Origin of the sequence: Geobacillus proteiniphilus, assembly GCF_001908025.1 — a bacterium.
Taxonomy (GTDB): domain Bacteria; phylum Bacillota; class Bacilli; order Bacillales; family Anoxybacillaceae; genus Geobacillus; species Geobacillus proteiniphilus.
The window spans coordinates 67,020-87,977 of sequence record NZ_MQMG01000004.1; the positions used below are offsets into that span (position 1 = coordinate 67,020).

The 20,958-nt window shown below is 54.2% G+C and carries 20 protein-coding genes; 11 read left to right on the top strand and 9 right to left on the bottom strand.

What is annotated here, in order from left to right:
* Positions 1 to 32: 32 nt before the first annotated feature.
* Complete coding sequence (locus tag BRO54_RS02745; RefSeq protein ID WP_033845538.1) at positions 33 to 1,385, top strand: MATE family efflux transporter; 1,353 nt, start codon at positions 33 to 35, stop codon at positions 1,383 to 1,385.
* A gap of 43 nt (positions 1,386 to 1,428) precedes the next feature.
* On the opposite strand, the gene asnB is transcribed toward BRO54_RS02745, so the two are convergent.
* Positions 1,429 to 3,276, bottom strand: coding sequence for an asparagine synthase (glutamine-hydrolyzing) (asnB, locus tag BRO54_RS02750; protein WP_074043053.1), 1,848 nt, complete (start codon positions 3,274 to 3,276; stop codon positions 1,429 to 1,431).
* Positions 3,277 to 3,519: 243 nt separating this feature from the next.
* Here asnB and BRO54_RS02760 point away from each other — a divergent pair, with 243 nt between their 5' ends.
* On the top strand, positions 3,520 to 4,068 hold the full coding sequence (locus BRO54_RS02760) for a DUF2777 domain-containing protein (RefSeq protein ID WP_011230202.1): 549 nt from the start codon (positions 3,520 to 3,522) through the stop codon (positions 4,066 to 4,068).
* Between the two features lie 153 nt (positions 4,069 to 4,221).
* Here the strand turns inward: BRO54_RS02760 and BRO54_RS02765 are convergent, their stop codons facing one another.
* From BRO54_RS02765 to BRO54_RS02775, 3 genes are all read right to left on the bottom strand, one after another.
* Positions 4,222 to 7,065, bottom strand: coding sequence for an EAL domain-containing protein (locus BRO54_RS02765; protein ID WP_074043072.1), 2,844 nt, complete (start codon positions 7,063 to 7,065; stop codon positions 4,222 to 4,224).
* 125 nt (positions 7,066 to 7,190) lie between these two features.
* Positions 7,191 to 7,544, bottom strand: a complete 354-nt coding sequence (locus tag BRO54_RS02770; protein WP_074043054.1) for a YisL family protein — start codon at positions 7,542 to 7,544, stop codon at positions 7,191 to 7,193.
* A gap of 139 nt (positions 7,545 to 7,683) precedes the next feature.
* A complete protein-coding gene (locus tag BRO54_RS02775; RefSeq protein WP_074043055.1) occupies positions 7,684 to 8,586 on the bottom strand; it encodes a fumarylacetoacetate hydrolase family protein in 903 nt (300 codons plus the stop codon).
* A gap of 311 nt (positions 8,587 to 8,897) precedes the next feature.
* On the opposite strand from BRO54_RS02775, the gene BRO54_RS02785 reads away from it, so the two are divergent.
* Positions 8,898 to 9,068, top strand: coding sequence for an aspartyl-phosphate phosphatase Spo0E family protein (locus BRO54_RS02785; protein WP_066230405.1), 171 nt, complete (start codon positions 8,898 to 8,900; stop codon positions 9,066 to 9,068).
* Between the two features lie 13 nt (positions 9,069 to 9,081).
* On the opposite strand, the gene BRO54_RS02790 is transcribed toward BRO54_RS02785, so the two are convergent.
* The 3 genes from BRO54_RS02790 to BRO54_RS02800 all read right to left on the bottom strand — a co-directional run bounded on the left by BRO54_RS02790 (position 9,082) and on the right by BRO54_RS02800 (position 12,431).
* Complete coding sequence (locus BRO54_RS02790) at positions 9,082 to 10,248, bottom strand: DUF418 domain-containing protein (RefSeq protein WP_074043056.1); 1,167 nt, start codon at positions 10,246 to 10,248, stop codon at positions 9,082 to 9,084.
* A gap of 145 nt (positions 10,249 to 10,393) precedes the next feature.
* Positions 10,394 to 11,989 carry a fatty acid--CoA ligase gene (locus BRO54_RS02795; RefSeq protein ID WP_074043057.1) on the bottom strand — a complete coding sequence of 532 codons (1,596 nt, stop codon included), beginning with the start codon at positions 11,987 to 11,989 and terminating at the stop codon, positions 10,394 to 10,396.
* Positions 11,990 to 12,206: 217 nt separating this feature from the next.
* Positions 12,207 to 12,431, bottom strand: a complete 225-nt coding sequence (locus tag BRO54_RS02800; protein WP_074043058.1) for a spore germination protein — start codon at positions 12,429 to 12,431, stop codon at positions 12,207 to 12,209.
* A 150-nt stretch (positions 12,432 to 12,581) separates the two neighbouring features.
* On the opposite strand from BRO54_RS02800, the gene BRO54_RS02805 reads away from it, so the two are divergent.
* The 8 genes from BRO54_RS02805 to BRO54_RS02840 all read left to right on the top strand — a co-directional run bounded on the left by BRO54_RS02805 (position 12,582) and on the right by BRO54_RS02840 (position 16,227).
* Positions 12,582 to 12,806 carry a spore germination protein gene (locus BRO54_RS02805; protein WP_011230194.1) on the top strand — a complete coding sequence of 75 codons (225 nt, stop codon included), beginning with the start codon at positions 12,582 to 12,584 and terminating at the stop codon, positions 12,804 to 12,806.
* A gap of 70 nt (positions 12,807 to 12,876) precedes the next feature.
* Positions 12,877 to 13,098: a spore germination protein gene (locus BRO54_RS02810; protein WP_014195027.1), complete on the top strand. Its 222-nt coding sequence runs from the start codon at positions 12,877 to 12,879 to the stop codon at positions 13,096 to 13,098.
* A gap of 15 nt (positions 13,099 to 13,113) precedes the next feature.
* Complete coding sequence (locus tag BRO54_RS02815) at positions 13,114 to 13,326, top strand: spore germination protein GerPB (protein ID WP_013146201.1); 213 nt, start codon at positions 13,114 to 13,116, stop codon at positions 13,324 to 13,326.
* 83 nt (positions 13,327 to 13,409) lie between these two features.
* A complete protein-coding gene (gerPC, locus tag BRO54_RS02820; protein WP_015374057.1) occupies positions 13,410 to 14,006 on the top strand; it encodes a spore germination protein GerPC in 597 nt (198 codons plus the stop codon).
* 2 nt (positions 14,007 to 14,008) lie between these two features.
* Entirely contained in the window at positions 14,009 to 14,200 is a 192-nt protein-coding gene (locus tag BRO54_RS02825; protein WP_013146202.1) for a hypothetical protein, read from the top strand.
* Positions 14,197 to 14,595 carry a spore germination protein GerPE gene (locus BRO54_RS02830; RefSeq protein WP_014195025.1) on the top strand — a complete coding sequence of 133 codons (399 nt, stop codon included), beginning with the start codon at positions 14,197 to 14,199 and terminating at the stop codon, positions 14,593 to 14,595. Before BRO54_RS02825 ends, BRO54_RS02830 begins: the two co-directional genes overlap by 4 nt.
* Positions 14,595 to 14,816, top strand: coding sequence for a spore germination protein (locus BRO54_RS02835; protein ID WP_011230188.1), 222 nt, complete (start codon positions 14,595 to 14,597; stop codon positions 14,814 to 14,816). The genes BRO54_RS02830 and BRO54_RS02835 overlap by 1 nt, the downstream gene beginning before the upstream one ends.
* 355 nt (positions 14,817 to 15,171) lie before the next feature.
* The gene (locus tag BRO54_RS02840) at positions 15,172 to 16,227 is read left to right on the top strand and encodes an RNA-guided endonuclease TnpB family protein (protein ID WP_014195023.1); all 1,056 of its coding nucleotides are present in this window, start codon (positions 15,172 to 15,174) and stop codon (positions 16,225 to 16,227) included.
* A 193-nt stretch (positions 16,228 to 16,420) separates the two neighbouring features.
* On the opposite strand, the gene BRO54_RS02845 is transcribed toward BRO54_RS02840, so the two are convergent.
* Both BRO54_RS02845 and BRO54_RS02850 read right to left on the bottom strand, forming a co-directional pair.
* On the bottom strand, positions 16,421 to 19,765 hold the full coding sequence (locus BRO54_RS02845) for an SbcC/MukB-like Walker B domain-containing protein (protein WP_074043059.1): 3,345 nt from the start codon (positions 19,763 to 19,765) through the stop codon (positions 16,421 to 16,423).
* A complete protein-coding gene (locus BRO54_RS02850; RefSeq protein WP_021322517.1) occupies positions 19,762 to 20,940 on the bottom strand; it encodes an exonuclease SbcCD subunit D in 1,179 nt (392 codons plus the stop codon). The genes BRO54_RS02845 and BRO54_RS02850 overlap by 4 nt, the downstream gene beginning before the upstream one ends.
* Positions 20,941 to 20,958: the final 18 nt, after the last annotated feature.

A 20,958-nucleotide genomic window follows, 5' to 3' on the forward strand; every position in this document is an offset into this window, starting at 1 on the left:
AAGTCGGAATTTGAAAAAGGAGTTGTCTCAATATGCGCCAAGAGGCAAAAACATGGTCACTGTTCTCATTAACGTGGCCGATTTTTATTGAAACGTTGCTTTATATGGTCATGGGCAACGCTGATACACTTATGCTCAGCCAGTACTCGGATCATGCGGTCGCCGCCGTCGGGGTGGCGAACCAAATCATCGCGTTAACGATCGTGCTGTTCAACTTCGTTGCCTTGGCGACCGCCGTACTTGTCGCCCAATATTTAGGTGCCCGGCGGGAACAAGAGGCCATTGAAGTGTCGCTCGTTTCCCTTGCTGCCAACTTGCTGTTTGGTCTGTTGGTAAGTGCCATTCTTGCCGCGTTTAGCCGGCCGATTTTGCGGCTGATGGGGCTGCCGGCTGAGCTGTTTGACGAGGGGAGCAGCTATTTGGCGATTGTCGGCGGGTTTTTGTTCATCCAAGCGCTGATGATGACGGTCGGCGCCATCTTAAAAAGCTACGGCTTTACACGTGATACGATGTATGTCACGATCGGCATGAATGTACTCAATGTCATCGGAAACTACTTCCTTATTTTCGGCTCATTTGCTCTTCCTCCTCTTGGGGCGGAAGGAGCTGCTATTTCAACAGCAGCCAGCCGGTTGGCCGGCTTTGTTGTGCTCGTTGCCTTATTGCGCAAACGAACAGGTATTGCACTCGCGCCGCGTGCCTTTTGCGCCCTGCCGTTTCGCCACTTTCGTTCGCTATTGAAAATCGGTGTGCCGTCAGCCGGCGAGCACCTTTCCTACAATACAGCGCAAATGGTGATCACCTATTTGATTACGTGGCTGGGCGCCGAGGCGCTAACGGTACGAGTGTATACGCAAAACATTATGATGTTCGTCTTTTTGTTCGGCATCGCCATCAGCCAAGGGACGCAAATCCTTGTCGGCCATTTTGTTGGCGCCGGGCGGTATGAGGAAGCGTACGCCCGTTGTTTAAAAAGTTTGTACAGCGCCATTGGCATGTCCGTGTTGCTTGCTACAGCCGCCTATTGGTTCGCCGAACCGCTGCTCTCCTTCTTTACTGATGACGCGTCGATGATTGGGCTTGGGCGCAAACTGTTGCTTTTAACCATCATCCTTGAGCCGGGGCGGTCGTTTAATCTCGTCATCATCGGCTCGTTGCGGGCAGCCGGAGATGTGCAATTTCCGGTCTATATGGGCATTTTGTCGATGTGGGGCGTCGGGGTCACAGTGGCATACATCTTCGGCATTGCCCTTGGGTTTGGCCTTGTCGGCATTTGGCTGTCGTTCATCGCCGACGAATGGTTGCGCGGACTGTTGATGCTTCGGCGCTGGCGGTCGCGCGTCTGGATGAAAAAGACGGTGGCGCCGCAAGCGAAAATGGCATGAAGCCTCCCGCCACGAAAATAAGAGCTGCGCATCAGCGCAGCTCTTATTCTTTAATATGAATGCCGTAATGGTCAAACCAAACGTGCACTTGGCCAAGGTAGGCAAGCAGTTGCGGACCGGTCATCAGCTGTCCAAACCAAGGCACCTCGAATGACTTCCCTTCCGATTCAACGAGCGCCGTCAACTTTTCCTCGTCAAAAAACTCGTGTAAAATCGAAGAACGGTCGCGAAGCAGCTGTTCAAGCCATTGCTTCACCAGCTTCGTATACAATGGATGATGCGTTTTCGGGTACGGGCTTTTTTTCCGGTAGAGCACCTCTTCGGGAAGCAAGCCCTCGAGCGCTTTTCGCAAAAGGCCTTTTTCTCGGCCGCCGTACATTTTCATATCCCACGGAATGTTCCAAACGTATTCGACAATGCGATGGTCAGCGAACGGCACGCGCACTTCCAAGCTTGCTCCCATGCTCATCCGGTCTTTCCGGTCAAGCAGTGTCGTCATAAACCAAATCATATTTAAGTAAAACAGCTCACGCCGCTTCGCCTCCTCGGCGCTTTCCCCCTCGAGACGCGGCACTTCAGCAAGCGTTTGTTCATAACGCATTTGCACATAGTCGTCAAGGCGAAGCTTTTGCCGCCACTCATCTTTTAATAGACCCATGCGCGCGTCGACCGAACGCATCCACGGAAATCCTTTCCGAGACAAATCGTCCGGCCGATGAAACCATGGATAGCCGCCGAAAATTTCATCGGCGCACTCCCCTGATAAGCTGACGACAAACCGTTTGCGAATTTGTTTGCAAAACCAAAGAAGCGAAGAATCGACATCGGCCATGCCCGGAACGTCGCGGACGATGACGGCTTCATGCAAATGGCGGAACAGTTCTTCTTGCGTGATCACGCAGCGATGATGAACCGTTTGAAATTTGTTTGACACCTGTTCGATAAATGGCGCATCCGTGTTTGGTTGAAAATCGTTGGCTTGGAAATACTGGTCGTTTCCTTCATAATCGATCGAGTAGGTGTGCAGCGACCCTTTTCCATCTGCCGCGAAGGCATTAGCGGCAATCGCCGTAATGGCGCTTGAATCGACTCCACCGGATAGAAATGTGCAGACCGGCACATCGGAAACGAGTTGGCGCGTGACCGCATCCGTCAATAGAAAGCGCAGCTTTTCGACCGTTTCCTCGAACGAATCGCGGTGGACGTCGCTTTCGACATTCCAATACCGCCAAATGCGAAGCCCGCTGCGAGAGAACGTGAGCGCATGTGCCGGGCGCAGCTCTCGAATGCCGTCAAACACGCCGTGCCCCGGCGTGCGCGACGGTCCGAGGCCGAACACTTCGGCGAGTCCTTCATAATTGACTTCTGCCTTTACATCGGGATGGGCCAAAATGGCTTTCACTTCCGAGCCGAACAGCAGCCCCCCGCCATCTTCTCGATAAAACAAAGGTTTTACTCCGAGCCGGTCGCGCGCCATAAATAACAGCTCGCGCTCCTCGTCCCAAACGGCGAAGGCAAAAATGCCGTTGAGCCAATCGACGCATTGTTCCCTCCACTCCATGTACGCGGCAAGCAGCACTTCTGTATCAGAGTGGCCGTCAAATCGATAACCTTTGCGCAATAGTTCCTTGCGAATATCTTCTGTATTATACAGCTCGCCGTTATAGACGATCGTATAACGATGTCCGTTTTTTTGCCGGACCATCGGTTGTTTGCCGCCGGCCGGATCCACGACGACAAGCCGTTTATGGCCGAAGGCGACATGAGTGTCCAGCCATGTATTTGTATCATCCGGTCCACGTTTGGCGAGCGTCTCTGTCATGCTGTCAATGACCGTCCGCTCACGGCGCAAATCGCGCCCGAAATGGACCCAGCCAGTAATGCCACACATACAAACCAATCCTTTCTTTTTATCAAAGATGGCAAGTTCTCACCCGTTTCCATCATTTCGTCCGTTCTTTTTTCACGGCCGTTCCTAGCGATCGCTCCTTTGATTCACGATAGCTCTCCGCATCGGCATGATTCCATTTTATGCACCCCCCGTCATTTCGATGAATTGTCCGACGTCGGTCCCTTCACGAATAAATTAGCAAAAAAATGGAAAAACAGAGGAGTACAAGGAGGATGAGAGATATTGAACATCGAGGAACGGCTGCAATGCATTGTGGAACAGCCGCGGGCGTATGTGTATGGAACAGTGGAGTTCGTCAACGATGAATGGATCTTTTTCGACGAAGAAGAAGAGGAAGCCTCTTTAGTAGAAGAAATTGCCGAGCAAGGCATCGAATGGTTTCACTGCGGGCATTGGCTGTCCGGGCAATGGCAGGATCAGGGCGCGGTCGCCACGGATCTTGGCGTCTTTCCCCTCGAAAACGGCGATCGCATCCGTTTCCGCAAACGGCTGACTTATGCCTATCAACAATGGCTCGCTGCGCTTCCTGATTCAACCTTTTTCCAGTTTGTTCAATGGCTGAACAGCCTCGGATTTTCGCTGTATGACTGCTTATATTGCTACAACGGCCTATTGTTTGCCAAATCGTCTGGCGTGAATTTCATCATTTACGACAACACCGAACAAATTGGCAGCATCCACCATTATTACGAGCGCGGACGGGCGTCAAGCGACCGTTTTGAAATCACATTAAACAGCGGTGAGCGAGCCATTTGCGCCCAAATCGGCTGAATCGCCTGTTGATCCTCACGTCGTCAAAGTCCAACGGCGAGCTGTCAATGTTTTTTTACCGGCCATCCTTCCGCCCGAAGCGAAGCCTAGCAGCCGTTTTGCTTCAGGCGGAGTGCCGACGGGCGACAGCCGTCAACCGACGCGGTCGGAGGATCACTTTTGTTTTTCCGTCACATACGGCATCACTTCTTCAGCGAGAAGCGGCGGACAAATCACATATCCTTGCGCATACGTGCATTGCAAATCGCGAAGCCGATTGAGCTGTTCCGGCGTTTCCACCCCTTCAGCGATCGTCTCAAGCCCCAACCCGTGCCCCATCGTAATTATCGCCTTGACGATGGCCTCATCGGAAGCGTTGGCATGCAATTGTTCAATAAAGGCACGGTCAATTTTCAATATTGTCGCTGGCAACCGCTTTAAATAATGGAACGAGGAATATCCGGTGCCGAAATCATCGACGGCGATGCCGACGCCAAGCTTCCTCAACTCGTCTATTGTCCGGAGCGTGCTGGACAGATAACGGAGCATCGAATGTTCGGTCAATTCGAGATGCAAACAGGACGGAGACAAGCGCGATTGCTTCAGCGCTTGTTTTACATCGTTTACAAATCGCTCGTGTTGAAACTGGACAGGGGAGACGTTGACAAAAATGGCAAGTCGGTTATCTCCCATCATTTCCTGCCATTGTTTCGTCTGTCTGCAGGCGGTTTTCAGCACCCAGCGCCCAATCTCATGAATCAACCCGGTCTCTTCCGCCAAAGGGATGAATTCATCCGGCCGCACAAGCCCAAGCTTCGGGTGGCGCCAGCGGATCAGCGCCTCCGTCGCCTTCACCGCACCCGTATGTACGTCGACAATTGGTTGGTAGCAAAGAAATAATTCATTCTCTTCGATCGCCCTGCGCAAATGGCCGCCCATTTCCAATCGATGTATTGCTTCTTCGTTCATTTGCGCGCAGTAGCGCTCCACCCGGTTGCCGCCGCCTTTTTTAGCCATGTTGACAGCCATATCGGCGTGCCTAAGGAGCGCGTGTTCGTCCTCTCCGTCATCTGGAAACATCGCTAGACCAACGCTCGCTGTAACGAAAAATTCCTTTCCGTCGTACACAATCGGCCGCGCCACTTCGCGCACGATGCGGAGCGCCGCTTCCGTCGCCGCCTCGACCTCTGTTTTGAGCGGAAAAAGCAAGCAAAATTTGTCGCCGTGAAACCGGCCAAGCTCCGCACCAAGCGGCAAGACGCGGCGAATGCGCTCGACAAGCTGGCGCAAAATGTCATCTCCGGCGTAATGGCCGACGCTGTCGTTAATCCACTTAAATCGGTCCAAATCGATCAAAGCAACCGTCATCTTTCGTCGCTTCTGCTTGGCTTTGTCCAGCTGTTCGGAAAGCAATTCCATCCATTTTGTCCGGTTGGGCAAGTTCGTATCGGGGTCGTAGTATGCTAAATAAGAGATTTTCTCCTCCGCCTTTTTTTGCTCGGTAATGTTGCGTCCGATTCCGTAAATGCCGACCTTTTTGCCATCCACAATGATGGGAATGTTTTTCATTTGAAACAAAAGCCGTTCTCCCGATTTCGTCGGAATTTCCAAGTTATACGTTTGGATATTCCCCCGCAACGCTCGGTAAAAATAGCGGGTGACGCGGGGAATATCATTCGGATGAATGTACTTGAGCGAATTCGTATACAGAATTTCTTCTTTCTTGTAACCGAGCACTTGCTCAAAAGCAGGGTTGACGCTTGTCAAACGGCCGTGCAAATCTGTGGAATAGACAATGTCCGTGTTATGCTCAAACAACGATTTGTAGCGTTGCTCGGACATTTGCAGGCGGACGTGCAGCCGCTCCATATCGCGGGACGATGTTGACATGAGCTGCGCTAACGTCATCATTCCTTCTGGCGGCGATGGCCACGGTAACAGTCGGCCGCTCTCCGCCGAGGCCGCTGTTTCCGCCAGCGAAATGGCCGCAAATGCGGCCGGCCGCACCGCCGTATACGCATCTTTCACCAACACCTCGACGGCCGGAAACAGCGCTGCCTGTCCAAACGCCGCAGCCACGCCGTCAAACAGCCGGCGCGTATACCCACTCAGCGCCGCACTGTAGTAAAGCAGCATTCCTTCTGCTGGTTGCTTGGCCGTTTGCATCGCCACATCACGCGCGCTCCAGTAAAGGGACGCGGCATGAATATAGGCAAATCGCACCTTTTCTCCGTTATGGACATGGCCCCTTACTGCAACCGAGCCATCCTGGTTGACAGCGACAATCGGCAGGCAGACATCGCGTCCGTTCCGTTCGACAAGAAACGGGAATTCCATCCCAGAAAACGGAAGGCGTTCGATAAACTCTCTTCCTAAATACCGTTCCAAATAGCGCGACGCTTTTTGCCCGTTGAGCTCGTCAATCTGCTGATCGCGGCTTTTCGTGATGGAAAACGCCAAACCAATCGGCTCCCATAAAAACGGGGCGGCACAGTGGCCGCGAAGCGCTGTTCCGCTGAAAGAGACGGCGATTCCCCCGCGCTCAATCCGTCCGTCGGGCGAAAATAACACGCTGCCCTCGGGAAGCGCGCAACCGACGATGGCCATTCGTTCATTCGCAAGCGGCAAGTGGCGGAGCAAGGGCGGCAAAGCCGAGCGGTGATCGGAAAACACCAGAAGCAGCGCCGTGTCGCGATGAATGGCTGTCTCTGCAATGAGCGCCGCCAGTCCGTCTGGGCGGTCAAACTCATCAGCCGGCAGCACCAACGACGAAACAGCCGACGACATCATCGATGCGATGCCAACGGCAAGATTCGCCTCCCCAGCCATTGGCAGCGGCGCTGCCATCCCGACCATATGGGCGTGCGGCCAACGATGGGCTAACGCGGCAACGGCATGGCACACTGTTTCTTCATCGTTGCCGGCAATTTGGACAAACAGCGGCTCGTCCAAGGAAGAACTATGCTCCCTGAGCAAATGATCCAGCTCCTCGGCGCGGCGGCAGCAGAGCCAACGCATAAACCATTCATGCCCCCTCCGCTGACCAATTAGGTCAGAAAATTCGAAAAATGACATTTCTTTTACCATACCATATTTTCGCCTTCAACAAAAGCGGCAACCAACGTAAGGCTGCCGCTTCATTTTTAGAATAGGTCGAAGCCAAGCGGCAGCAACAAGCCAAGAAACAGCGTCACTGCAAGGGCAATGACCCATTGCGTCCATCCTGCCGCCGCGCTTTTTCCTTTTTTTCCAGCCATCAAAACCATTTCCATCGCTCCGATTACCCACAGCCCGGCGAGCGCCTTTAGCCAATAAAGCGCAGATATCGAAGCAATGCTATGCAGCAAAAGCAAGCCCGTCACAATTGTGAAGATGTAAAACAGCCGCAACACCATTTGCACGATTTTCGCCTTGCCCGCCCCCTGCCGTTGCATCAACACTGCAATGAAAAACAAAACAATCGTAATAAACCAGCTCGTAATATGGGCATGCGTCAACGTCTATCCCCTCCAACATTTGCTTGTTTATCCTCATCATAGCACGGGCGGCAGGAGATTGACAAACATCGTGGAAGCGAAAGAAAGGCGCCCTTCTCTTCAGAGGACGCCTTTTCGAACATTAGAGAGTTCCCGGCGTTTACTCCCCCACTTTATTGCGCAGCGTGCCGATGCCTTCCACCGTCACCTCAATGACATCGCCCGTTTGCAAAAAGCGAGGCGGGTTCATCCCTTTGCCGACCCCGGCCGGCGTTCCTGTGGCGATGATGTCGCCGGGTTCAAGCGTAATGCCTTTGGAGATCGTCTCGATGATCGATTCAATCGAAAAAATCAATTGCTGCGTGCTCGCTTGCTGGCGCACTTCGCCGTTGACCCGCGTCTCGATGCGCAAATTGTTTGGATTCGGCACAAACCGACTCGGCACAATCCATGGCCCCATCGGGCAAAACGCATCCAAGCTTTTGCCGAGAAAATATTGTTGGTGCCGCTCCTGCAAATCTCTTGCTGTCACATCGTTGATGATCGTGTATCCAAATACGTAATCCAGTGCATCTTCACGGCGAATCGCCCGCCCTCGTTTGCCGATGACGACCGCCAGCTCTCCTTCATAGTCCATCTCATCGGTGACATCGGCATGGCGCAAAATCATTTCCTCATGACCGATGACCGTCGTCGGCGCTTTCGTGAAGACGATCAAATGCTCCGGCACATCGGCGCCGCCAAGCTCAAGCGCATGATCGACATAGTTTTTGCCGATGCAAAAAATGTTTTTCGCCGGCCGCGGAATCGGGGCCAAAAGGCGGACATCGCCAAGGCGATGAACATACTCCGGCGCCGGATGGCGCAGCGCCCAGTCAACTACTTCTTGCGCCCGGGTGAAAAACGCCTCCCCTTGGGCAATCACCTCAAGCATAGTCGCAGGCATCGTCTCTGTCCCATTCATCGCCCGTTCGGCGCGGCGCAAATGAACAGCTTGCTCCTCTCCTTGCGGCACGGCTCCGACAAACGTTTCTCCATCGAAAAGTGCGGTGATCAGTTTCATCGTCTCTCCCCTTTCCACGTTATGCAGCGGACGCTTCGAGGACTTTTCTCCCCCGTCCGCCTTCGCCATTTTGGCATGTTGAGGATGATATTCGCCGTCAATGCGAAAAAGTCCTGTTTTTGTAGAATTTTGTCTAAATTAGGAAGTTTATCGCTTATTTTCCCGAATCGCTTCCTTTTTTCGTCGTGATATGTATAATAATGTTTAGTTTCCGCTAAGGCGTCGATTGCGACTTTCGTCATGCCACAAACATCCCATATCGGCTGCGGCATGGCTCAACCAACATTCGAAACGAATTGATGGTGAAGGAAATGGTTCTGTTGCAAATTGAAGAAAAACGGCAACAAATGATCGAATTGGCGCTCACCTATGGGTTTACGGCTAAAGAAACAATCGAATGCAGCCAAGAACTGGACCAATTGATCAACCAATACTTGCAGCAAACGAAGATGTTTGAGTCGCCTCCTCCGTCCGTTCAGTAAGCGGCGTTTTTTTTTATTGCCCCTGCCAGCGGCGAAACGGCGGCCGTGCTCCGTACGTCCCCCATCTCCACAACCATTCGATCGGCCCGTAACAAAAACGCGCAAGCCAGCAGCGGCTCAACCACACTTCGACAGCATACAATGCGAGCGCCAGCAGCACTTCCTGCCATACGCTTGTGCGCCCGTACCATCCAAGCCCATAACCGTAAAACAACGATGTGCAAACGAGCGATTGAGCAAGATAATGGGAAAGCGACATTTTCCCGGCATCCTGCCACCACCGCCAGACAGGTTTCCAATTGGATTTCCCACAGACAAACACCGCAGCCGCCGCGTAGAACACTGCCAATGCGGCACCGCCAAAGCTGTCTTGGATGTACATTGTCAAGTCGTTGGCCCCAGCCCAATACGGAATTGTTTTTAGGGCTAAACCAAGGCATATCGCCCACCTTATCAGGCGGCGCAGCTTGGCGGGCGAGTGACGGTCGGGTTCAAGCCAACGTTCGCAAGAGGCATAGCCGCCGAGTAAACAAAAGGGCAATACGGTCAACACCGTAAACAGCAGCCCGCCATCGCTGTTGACATAGGCCCAGTCATGCCAACGTTGCCAAAACACATCGCCAAACGTTCCGCTTTGATAATGACGAACCGCTGCGGCCGCCTCAGCCTCGTGGCCGCCAACTGTTTCCGTTCCTCCTGTCCACATGCTGAGGGCCATTAGCAGCGCCATGAGGCCGTGAAAAAGAAAAAAGACAGCAACAGCCGCCGTCCACCACCAGCGTGGCGGGGCGGCGAAAAAGAAAAGCATGATGAATCCGGCGACCGCATAGGGGATTAAAATATCGCCAAACCAAAGGCCAAACGCATGGACAGCGCCAATCCCAATCAAAAAAAGGAAGCGGCGCAAAAGAATCGGAATCGGCCGCTTTCCGCGGCTGCTGAGCCGGCGGAACACGGTCATCGCCCCGAACCCGAATAAAAACGCAAACAACGGATAGGCGCTCGCTTCAAACAACACGTCGACGACCGCGGCCAAAATTCGGTCAAAAGCACCGCCCCTGACGCTTTCGTCGTATAACGCTGGCGAAGAAAAATAACGCATGTTGACAAGCAAAATGCCGAACAAAGCGAACCCACGCAACACATCCGCCGCGGCGATTCGCTCTGACGATTCAACCATCGCATTCTCCCTTCTTTCCATCGCCTCACCGCCTGCGAAGCCGGGGACACCTTGCCGGGAAATCGCTTGACCAGCTCGCCTGTCACCTTATCGTTTCATTCGACTTGCTCTCCTCTGCTCGTCCCGAGGACACATGCCTGTGCCATCAGTTGACATAGCGGCCCGATTTTCCAACTGCATCCCAATATTGGCGGCGCAAATGCACCTTTTGGATTTTTCCGGAGGCTGTTTTTGGCAGCTCATCAACAAACGTGACGCCTGTAATGGCTTTGAAATGAGCCAGTTTTTCCCGTGAAAAGGCGATCAGCTCTTCCTCTGTCACATTGTGCCCCGGACGAACGACGACGAACGCATGCGGCGTTTCGCCCCATTTTTCGTGCGGCGCGGCAATGACGGCTGCCTCGAGCACGGCCGGATGATCATAAAGAGCCCCTTCGACTTCAATCGACGAAATATTTTCTCCTCCGCTAATAATAATATCCTTTTTCCGGTCGACGATATCAATATGCCCGTATTCATCGACGGTCGCCATATCGCCGGTATACAGCCAGCCGTCGCGAATCGTTGCGGCGGTCGCTTCTTCGTTTTTCCAATATCCTTTCATGACGCCATGGCTGCGAACGATCACTTCGCCGATCGCCCGGCCATTGCGGGGCACTTCGTCGCCGTTTTCATCGACCACTTTCACTTCGCAGCCGATCATTGGATAGCCGGCTTTAGCTTTGATCCGCTGCTTTTGTTCCAGCGTCAGCCCGTCAAGCTGCGGACGAATGAGCGAAATCGTGCTGAGCGGAGACGATTCGGTCATGCCGTACACTTGAATAAACTCCCAGCCGAGCTTCTCCTCGACGCGCGCGACAAACGCCGGCGGCGGTGCAGAACCGGCGATGACGACCCGTACGCCTTCCGGGACACTCGGTTGATATTGCTCATAATATTGCAGCAACATATTGAGCACGGTCGGGGCCATATGCATGACCGTCACTTGGTGAGTTTGGACAAGGTCAAAAATGGCTTTCGGGTCCACTTTACGCAGACCGATTTGTGTTGCCCCGTTGGCGGTGTAATAAAACGGAGCGCCCCAACCGTTGACGTGGAACATCGGCAGCACATGCAAATACGTATCGCGGTCAGACACACGCAAATGATGCATCGTCACAAGCGCATGCAAGTAGTTGTTCCGATGCGTCAGCATGACCCCTTTTGGATTGCCTGTCGTCCCGCTCGTATATAGCAAACTGCACACATCGTTCTCATCGATCATCGGGCGCGGAACCGGCGTAGCCGGCTGGGCAGCGAGCCATTCGTCGTAAGCGGTTTCATCCATTGCCGCGTCCGTTTTATGGTGGACAATGATCTCCTCGACTGTTTCAAGCTTGTTTTTGACCGGCGCAATCAGCCCGTACAGCTCCTGATCCACAAACAACACTTTCGTTTCGCTATGATTCAAAATGAAAACGTAATCGTCCGGTTTCAGACGCGTATTCAGCGGCACCATCACCCCTCCTACTTCAAACACACCGTAAAACCCTTCGAGCATCTCGAGCGTGTTGGGCGCCAAGTACGCCACGCGGTCGCCTTTGCGAACGCCAAGCCCCCGCAGTCCGTTGGCGAGCCTCGACACCCGTTCGCCAAGCTCACGATACGTCACCGTGCGCCCCGAGCAAACCATGGCTGCCTTATCCCCATAGAGAGCCACGGCGCGATCTAAAAAGTGATTGAGCACGAGCGGTACATTCATTCTCCCATCCCCCTGTTTTATGTTTTAGAAAATTAACAATTGTATTATATAACAAAGATGGCATAAAGAAAAAGGGGGGCCGTCCCAAAAGGTCGTAAAATGACTTTTGAGGCCAGCCCTCTTTCTTGGCTAGTCCGCTCCATTGCGCCAAAAAAGAACCCGTTTTCTTCTTTTTTGCCCAAAAACGAAAGCTAGGCGAATCCTTTCGGGACAACCGCTAGTTGTTTCCTTTCACCCCAGCGTCGGAGACGTCGGGATCAACCGTATTCGTAACACTGCAAAACGTATTCGTTTGCAAGAAATCGCCAGTATTGCTGCCGCCGGCACCTGAGTTTGTCTTCGATGTGCTTTTCGGAGCGATTTGCAGCACATCCCCCATGTTGACGGTGCCATTGCCGCTCACGTTCGTCACTTTGATCCCGCCAATGACGATTGCTGGCATCCCCTTTCCCCTTCCTTTCTGCCCGTTCCCTTTCTTTATCATACGCGGGAACTGCTCCCCTCGCTTGGACTCTCGCCCCGCATTGAACCGTTTTTTCTCAGTTTTCATACAATAACGATAGCGACACGACGAAAAAGGAGGGAGCTCTTCATGCCTTCATTTATCAGCGGACCGATTAAGATCACCCATGTCAGCGGCGACGGCACGGTGAATTTCGGCGACGTCTTGCAAATCACACCAAAGAGCACGTTGAAATCCAATACCGGCTCAGGCGGCGGCAACAACGGGGACTTCCTGCAGACGAATACGTTCGTCAGCTTTACAAACACCGGCGATCCGGATGTTTTCGACTCAAATAATGCCGCCAACAATTAAAGCGAACGTTTCGCAGCTTGCGCCCATACACTAGTATCAACGAAAAAAACAAGGAAGGGAGCATGCCCACATGCCGGCTTTTGTCGGAGTCGTCAAACTGAACAGCATCGGAAGCAGCGGCGTGTTCCATATTGGCGATGTGTTTGCGATTTCCCCGCAAAGCGTGACGAAAACGTTCGCTGGCGCCGGTTCGTTTAACACCGGCGACGGGCTTCATATCTATAACTATTACAGCAATACCAATACGAATGACGCCGATGTCGCCGATGAAAATATCGTCGGAAACGTTTGAAGGAGGAGAAGGAGGGTGCACGTTTACATCAGCCAAAGCATCTGCATCCACCAGTTGCGGATCGGCTCGGTCACCAATTCATCTGTTTTGCAAATCGGCAGCGCCGGAAGCATTCAAGCGCTCTCAACGCTTGCCAACACCGGCGGATTCACCGGTCCGGCCCCACAGGCGACCGTGCCGCCCGGTGCATCCGCTCCTCTCGTTCCTCTCCATTCAGCCACCCGCTAAATTCAGCGAAAAAAAGTGATGAGAGCGAAAGGCCGTCCATATATTGAAGTAAGAGGGCTCTTTGGAGAGGATGATGGTGCACAATGAGCATTTACGAGTATTTCGTCAAGCTGCACCGCTATTTATTATGGCAAACAAAAAAAATACGGGATCTGGAACGCCGTCTCCACGCACTCGAAGCCCGGCTTCGGGAAATGGAGGCTCAGCCGCGCACATCGATCGAACGAATTGAATATAAATTTGACCAGCTCAAAGTGGAAACGCTCGAAGGAACGCTAAACATCGGGATCGCTCCGCCCGGAGCCGGCGGTACAATTGAAGACTTTGCCGTCGAACCGGTCAAAACCGTAATTCCAAAGCCGGAACCGGTGCTGTTGCGCCCGATTCAAGAAAAAGTGGCCGCCTATCTCAACGGGGAAGCGTCGGAAACGTTAAAACGCCTTGAGCAGCAATACGGCCGCCGCCTCGACGATACGTACCGCCAGTTCATTTTGCAAGACATCGCCCGGCAAACAGACGAACGCATCCGCTTCTATTTGCAAGAGAAAGCCAACCATGGCTACGTTCCGTCCGGCGACCGCGATGAAGCAGTCGAAAATGAAATTTTTCAAAAAGTGAAAGCCGATATCGAACAATCGCTCGATGCGTTTTTGAAACATTTGCCTTCAAAGGAGGGATAGACGTGAATTATACAGTGATCAATCGTCATCTGCATGTTGGCGACATCCGCCTCGTGGCCGTCGCCAGTGCCTCGCTGTTTTTAATCGGCGACGCCGATGCGATTCACTTGTCATCAGCGTTTGACACACCGCCTGAATCACTTATCATCGGCCCGTTCGTCCCGCTTGTGCCGGCCCGAGGGGATACGCCGTGAAACGAACGTCAGTAGTGCAGGCATTTCATGCGGAAACGCTGATCATTGGCTCCGTACTGCAAATCGGCGACTCAGAGCGAATTTCCGCCCGCACGCGCTCCTTTGCCGTTCAGCGGCAATATGAACTGTTTTTTGGCCCAGAAGGAGAACAAATATTCCCTGTTTTTGCGAAGCCGATCCCGCGCTGGATTTCTCCACCGCCGGCAGCCGCACGCCAAACGCTCCATGAGTCCCCGGTCATTTCCGTTCAGTCTGTGCGCGTGCTCGCCATTTCTTCGTCCGCCATCGTCCATATCGGCTCGACCTCGACAGCGGAGGCAGAGGCAAGAATTAAACATATCCGCCAGCTGGCCGGCTCTGAGTCGAGCGCGCCAACAAGAGGGAGGGATTTATAATGCCTTCGTTTGTCGGCCCAATTAAAATCAACAACGTCAGCAGCGGAGCTGTCGTCCAAATGGGCGACTGTCTGTACATCGCGCCGAAAGTCGCCACGAAAACGCAAGCCGGATCCGGCGGGTTCAACACCGGCGATTTTGTGATGACGAACAACGCGATCAGCTTTACAAACGCGTTTGATCCAGATGTATCCGACCAAAACGTGGCCGCCAACAACTGAACGTTGCAGAAAACGAATCCCCTCACCTTTCACTTGCCAACATCAACCTTATCAGCCGAACGCTGCCGAAACCAAAAAGAGAAGGTGTCCCAAAAGGATCCGGACACCTTTGCTTATTTACCTCTATCTAAAAAACCATACATTGTGCTTGATCGAAAGGAAACCAACCTTTTGCGACCGCCTCCCTCCATTATTTCCCAAGAGCCCGTTCAGCTCAACGGGCTATCCATTTACAGATCAGCGAGCGAGAAAGCCCGCTCCTTGAGGGGTGGGATGAAAGCGAGCCGTTTTCTTCATATTATTGAATGATGATGAAAAAAGCGGTATCATGTAATCGTCGCAAGGAGGTGAATCCATGCCGACCATCACACTAAGGCTGGAGCTGCACAACCCAACGAAAGTGAAACAGGGCATGTATGAACGGATGACAGAAGTGAATACCGCGTTTGCCAATTGGCTGTTGAATCATCCCGAGCTGAATCAAGCGACGAGCAAACTATTTAAAGAGTTTTCGTCGCAGCGGTTTCCTTCCGCTGTCGTGAATCAGACGATTCGAGAAGTGAAGTCCCAAAAGAAAAACCAGAAAACAAAGAAGTTTCGAACATTATGGTGTTGCTTTAACAATCAAAACGTGAAGGTGGAAAAGAAAGGAGAGTTCTACACGGTTTCCTTCCCCACACTGGAGAAGCGAATTGGCGTGCCGGTCGTCACGCGTCCCTATCAAGAAGCATGGCTGAATCGGCTGCTCGATGGAACCGCTAAACAAGGGGCAGCCAAGCTCTACAAAAAGAGAAAGAAATGGTACTTGGCGATCGCGATCACCTTTGACGTGAAGCCGCGGCACGAAACAAAGGTGATGGGCGTTGACGTTGGGCTTCGCTATATCGCTGTGGCCAGCGTGGGAACGAAATCGTGGTTTTTCAAAGGGAACCAATGCGCCTTTGTACGCCGACGATATGCGGCTTTGCGAAGGAGATTAGGAAAAGCCAAGAAGCTCCATATGATTCGCAAAATCGGCCGTAAAGAGTCCCGCTGGATGAAGGATCAAAATCACAAAATCAGCCGTCAAATCGTGAATTTTGCGCTCGCCAACGGTGTTGGCGTGATTCGAATGGAAGAGTTGACGGGGATTCGCAAGCGGGCAACATCGGCCAAAGAAGCGGGGCGAAGCCTTCATGCTTGGGCGTTTCATCAACTGCAAACGATGATTGCCTATAAGGCGGAAATGGCGGGCATTCGCGTTGAGTGGGTGAATCCAACCTACACGAGCCAAACGTGTAAATGTGGTTATCGAGAGAAAGCGAACCGAAACGGCATCCGCTTTCGATGCCAAAGGTGTGGATACACTCTCCACGCCGACTTGAATGGCGCCATCAACATCGCCAAAGCGATTTCGGGCTTCGCCGTCTAACCTAGCGCACTGGTCACAGGTGCGCCGCCCATGGGGGTACATCCTAACCCGATGGGATGGGGTGATGACACACCCCTGAACTTGGGCGTTGTCCGAACCAGAAATGGATGAGGACGTGAGCGACCCAAGAATCCCACGCCTTTAGGCGTGCGGAGTGTCAAATCATTTCCAGCCAGTTTAGGCGTGCGGAGTGTCAAATCATTTCCAGCCAGACGCGCGTGCCACGTCCGGACGGTTCAGCCGGTTCGACGATGAGCCGTCGCGGCAGACGGTTGCGAATTTCTTGAACATGACTGATGACGCCGACCGCTAGTTGCTCGGTATGTAGCTTTTCCAAGGCGGAAATGACCGTCTCAAGCAGCTCAGCGTCGAGGGTGCCAAACCCTTCGTCCAAGAAGAAAAAGCGGAGCGGATACTCGCCGCGCAGCTGAATTTGCGCCGATAACGCCAACGCCAACGACAGTGACGTCAAAAATGTCTCCCCACCCGAGAGCGTCGATACCGGCCGTCTGACGCCGCCATTGGCATCATCGCGGATCAGAAACCCGCCTTGCGAATCCAATTCGAGCGAATACCGGTGCCGTGTCAGCCGCTGCAGCCGTTCCGAAGCCATGGCGGTTACTTGCTCGAGCTGCTCTTCAGCCATAAATTCGACAAAGCTGTTGCCGCGAAGCAGCGCCTGCAGCTGTTTATACCGCTCGATGCGCCGGCTGAGCTCCGCCTGCTTCTCCTCCAGTTCAACAAAGCGGCTATGTTTTTTTCTCAACTCTTCTACCTTCGCTTGAGCTGCCCCAAGCTGCTGCGTCATCGCCTCCACTTGCTCCTTCAACTCGGCGTATACACGCTGCATCGTCTCCCATTGTTCAGCGCTCACCGCCGCCCCCCCGATGGCGGCGGCCAGCTGGGCGAGGCGATGTTCGGCTTGCTCGATTTGGCGCCAATAGCGGCGGATTGCCTCATCCCATTCATCTCGCTGCGCTTTTTCCGCCTTCGCTTGCTTGACTTGTTCGGCATCGGCAAACATGGTGTCCAAAAGCGCGCCGCGCCAGCGAGCGAGCGCCTCTTCTTCGCGGCGGACGCCTTCTTCCCACGCCTGCTTGGCTGCTTTTGTTTCGCTTTCAAGCATTTGATATTCCCGCTGGGCTCGCTGCCAAGCCTCATACGCCTGTTGCTCGCCGTTTTGCAGCTGGCGCCATTCGTCCTCCGCCTTCTGAAGCTGCACGGCCGCAGGACCTTCCCCCGCCTTCTCGCCCCGTTGCCGCTCATATTCGTTCCATTGCTGCTGTTTGGCGCTAATCAGCGAGTCAAGACGCACCCGCTCCGTCTCAAGCCGGCTCCGCTCTTTGGCCGCTTCCTCTTTCGCCCGCTGTTTTTCCTCTAAAAACAGCACGCTGTCCTCCAGCCGCTTTTGCACGTCGCGCCGCACGTTTTCCCGTTCACACAGCTGTTCATACACCGCATCGATCGTCTCAAGCGAAAGGAAAGGATACATCTGCCGCCATTGCTGTTCAAGTTGCCGCCGCTCTTCCTCCAGCCGCTGCTTTTCAACTTGCAGCGCTTCGATGTCCGCCGCTATCCATTGGCACGCTTTCTCCGCTTCGCGCCGCGCTGACTCGGCTTCATTCCATTGGGCAAGCACCCGGTAGACCGCTTCTTTCAATTCAATGACATCTTGCGCAAGCGCCCGCACTTCCACAGTGAGGTCGACGGCCTCCTCCACCGAGCGGCTTTCGGCAAACACAAGCGGCGCTTCATGGCCTACCGCCAGCTCGGCAAGCTGCTCGAGCTGCGCCTTGAACGAAATGATCGTTTGCCAATCTTGTTCATACCGCTGCCGCTCTGCCTCAAGCTCGGACAGACGCTCAAGTTGGACATCGTGCGGTGCGGCGGCCGGATGCGGATGCTCGCGCGATCCGCACACTGGACACGGCTCGCCGGGACGGAGCCGCTCAGCCAAGGCGGAGGCGAGTTGCGCCGTCCGCGCTTCTTCGGCTCGCTGTCGCTCCGCCTCCATGGTTTTCTGCAAAGTATACAATTGTTTTTCAGCATCCTGCTGCCGCCAGCAGACGAAACGATACGTCCGCTCCACACGCCGGAACAGCTCTTGAAGCCGGGAGCCGACAGCGGCTGATCGGCGTTCCCGCTCCAACTTTTCCTCTTTCGCCCGACGCCAAACGGCCTCCTTTTGCTGAAGTTGGGCATCGACGCGAGCGATGGCTGACGCCGCTTGCTCAATATGCTGCTTCTGCCTGTACGCCCGCTCTGCCTCATCTTTTCCATCCAGCGCCTCTTCATGCTGTTTCAGTTCTTCTTTCAACTCCTGCTGCCGCTTCGCGCCGCGCTCATACCAGACCGACGCCTCTTCAAACCGGCGTGCAGCTGCCTTCTCCTGGGCAATGAGTCGCTTCCTCTCTTCACTAAGAGCTGCGAGCTCCTGTCCAAGCACTTCCATTTGCTGCTCAAGCTGCGCCGCCTGCCGCAACCGTTCCATCTGGACGAGCAATTCCGGTTCGCGCTGCGCCTTTTCTTGGCGCGCCCGTTCATAACGCCGCGCCGCTTCTTCATAGCTCAATTGGGCTTCCTCTAACCGACGCGCCAGTCCTTCATACCGACGAAACGCCTCTGCCCGCAAGCGACATGCCTGCTCGCACTGCTCCCAATACGGCCATATGCGCTCTGCTTGCTCGGCGCGCTCCTTTTTCGCCTCAAGCTCGCGGATGACGGATTCATGTTGGCGCAGCGCGGCGAGCTCTTGTTCGACCGCTTCTTTTTCTTGCTGCCACGCCCATCGTTGTTTTGTTCGTTCCACATCTGCTTCGACTTCCTCAAGCTCTTTTTTTCGCTTGGCAAACAGCCCCGCGAGCTCCCGCACATCCGCCTCTGCCTGCTCGAGCGCTGCTTTTGAAGCATCGCCGAGCCCCGCTTTTTCCGCTTCGATTTTTTCCCATTCTTGCTCAGCGGCGGCAAGCCGGTCTTTCAACTTTTTATTCAACTGATCGCCATACCGCTCAAGATGGAAGAGGCGCTGCAGCATTTGCCGCCGCTCCGACCCTTTGAGCGATAAAAACTCGGCAAATTTTCCTTGCGGCAAGACGACCGCCCGGGTGAAATCCTCCATCGTCAAGCCGAGCAATTGCTCGATCGCCTTGTCCACCTCCGATAGTTTATCGGCGAGCACGACCGGCTCGGACCGATGCTCGATCAGGCGGCAAACGGCGCTGCGCGTCCGCCATTCGTCCACTTTTTTTAAGCTTCGTTCGACTGTATACCGTTTCGCTCCTGCCGCATTTTCCAGCTCAAACGTAAACGAGACAAACAACTCTTGCTCCGCGTGGTTGATGATCGCCTGCGTGCGGTTGGCCGCCCGCTCGACGCTGCCGAACAAGGCGAGCGTCATGGCGTCTAAAATCGTTGATTTGCCGCTTCCAGTCGGCCCGAAAATGCCGAACACACCGCCCTCACACAGTGCGGTGAAATCAATCGTCTGCTTTTCACGAAAGCTATGAAGCCCGGCGATCGTCAGCGAGATCGGCTTCATTCTCCCTCCCCTTCCTTCTCTTCTTCCGCCGCCAGCTCCAAAAAGAGGCGGACAAGCTCTTCATCCGGCGTTTGTCCCCCAGTCTGACGTTCGTAAAAGCGGTGAAACATTTCTTCAAGTGAAAGCGGCTCGCGGCTCATTTCCATCATCTCTTCCACCCGATTGGGAAACACCGGGCGAATGTGGACAAATCCGGGATGAAGCTTACGCAGCCGATCAATTTCTTCCATTGTCAACGACTCGGTCACATGGATCTCCAAATCGATCCAGCTTGATCGGTCTCTTCCTTCCTCACACCAGCGGTATACTTGAGCGAGCCCCTCTGTCGCCTTCCAACGGATGAGCGGTTTGCCAGCAGCGAGCGGTATCTCCGCCACCTTGGCCGCCCCGCCTGGATGCACGTCAACGACCGTGACCGATTTGGCTTGACCGGCTTCGGAAAAGCTGTACGCCAACGGCGAGCCGGAATAGCGCGCGGCCGTCTTTGCCTGCTTGACATCCTGCGGCCGGTGCAGATGGCCAAGCGCCACATATTGCGCGGCTTTCGGCAGGCTCTCAGCCGCCACCGTATAAGCGCCGCCGACTTCAATCGGCCGCTCGGAATCGGACGTACGTCCGCCAGCAACGTAAAGATGGCTCATCGCGATATTGACGGTCTCCGCCGTGAACGAGGCGGCCATCGCCGCTAATAGGGCGCGGATGCGGTCATCGTACCGATCGCGCATCGTCGTCTCCTTACAGTCGGATGACAACAGCTCGGCGAGGCGCGATTCGGACGGATAGGCCAACGGAGCAAGCATCATCGTTTCGCCGCACGATGGAACGTCAATCCGGCAAACAGCCGCTTGCGGGCGGCCGAAAAGAAAAATGTTGTGCGCACACATCAACGTCCGGGCAGCGCTGATCCGGTCGGGGTGGTCGTGGTTGCCGCTGATGACTGCCACCGGGCGGCGTCCTTTGTCGGACAGGCGGGCGAGGCTTTCATAAAACAGTTGTTCCGCAGCCGCCGGCGGATTGACGGAGTCGAATACGTCGCCGGCCACAAGGATGATGTCGATTTGTTCTTTCTTGACAATCTCCACAAGCTCATCAACAAATGCCTCTTGCTCGGCCATCCGACTCCGCCCCTCGAGCGTTCTCCCAAAATGCCAGTCCGCGGTATGCAAAATCCGCATTCTCTCTTTCCCCCCTTG

Coding starts and splice junctions, on each gene's coding strand:
- asnB (WP_074043053.1), bottom strand. CDS start 3,276: ATGTGTGGCATTACTGGCTGGGTCCATTTCGGGCGCGATTTGCGCCGT.
- BRO54_RS02845 (WP_074043059.1), bottom strand. CDS start 19,765: ATGAAGCCGATCTCGCTGACGATCGCCGGGCTTCATAGCTTTCGTGAA.
- BRO54_RS02775 (WP_074043055.1), bottom strand. CDS start 8,586: ATGAAACTGATCACCGCACTTTTCGATGGAGAAACGTTTGTCGGAGCC.
- BRO54_RS02805 (WP_011230194.1), top strand. CDS start 12,582: ATGCCTTCATTTATCAGCGGACCGATTAAGATCACCCATGTCAGCGGC.
- BRO54_RS02795 (WP_074043057.1), bottom strand. CDS start 11,989: ATGAATGTACCGCTCGTGCTCAATCACTTTTTAGATCGCGCCGTGGCT.
- BRO54_RS02800 (WP_074043058.1), bottom strand. CDS start 12,431: ATGCCAGCAATCGTCATTGGCGGGATCAAAGTGACGAACGTGAGCGGC.
- BRO54_RS02840 (WP_014195023.1), top strand. CDS start 15,172: ATGCCGACCATCACACTAAGGCTGGAGCTGCACAACCCAACGAAAGTG.
- BRO54_RS02790 (WP_074043056.1), bottom strand. CDS start 10,248: ATGGTTGAATCGTCAGAGCGAATCGCCGCGGCGGATGTGTTGCGTGGG.
- BRO54_RS02745 (WP_033845538.1), top strand. CDS start 33: ATGCGCCAAGAGGCAAAAACATGGTCACTGTTCTCATTAACGTGGCCG.
- BRO54_RS02810 (WP_014195027.1), top strand. CDS start 12,877: ATGCCGGCTTTTGTCGGAGTCGTCAAACTGAACAGCATCGGAAGCAGC.
- gerPC (WP_015374057.1), top strand. CDS start 13,410: ATGAGCATTTACGAGTATTTCGTCAAGCTGCACCGCTATTTATTATGG.
- BRO54_RS02765 (WP_074043072.1), bottom strand. CDS start 7,065: ATGCGTTGGCTCTGCTGCCGCCGCGCCGAGGAGCTGGATCATTTGCTC.
- BRO54_RS02785 (WP_066230405.1), top strand. CDS start 8,898: ATGGTTCTGTTGCAAATTGAAGAAAAACGGCAACAAATGATCGAATTG.
- BRO54_RS02835 (WP_011230188.1), top strand. CDS start 14,595: ATGCCTTCGTTTGTCGGCCCAATTAAAATCAACAACGTCAGCAGCGGA.
- BRO54_RS02850 (WP_021322517.1), bottom strand. CDS start 20,940: ATGCGGATTTTGCATACCGCGGACTGGCATTTTGGGAGAACGCTCGAG.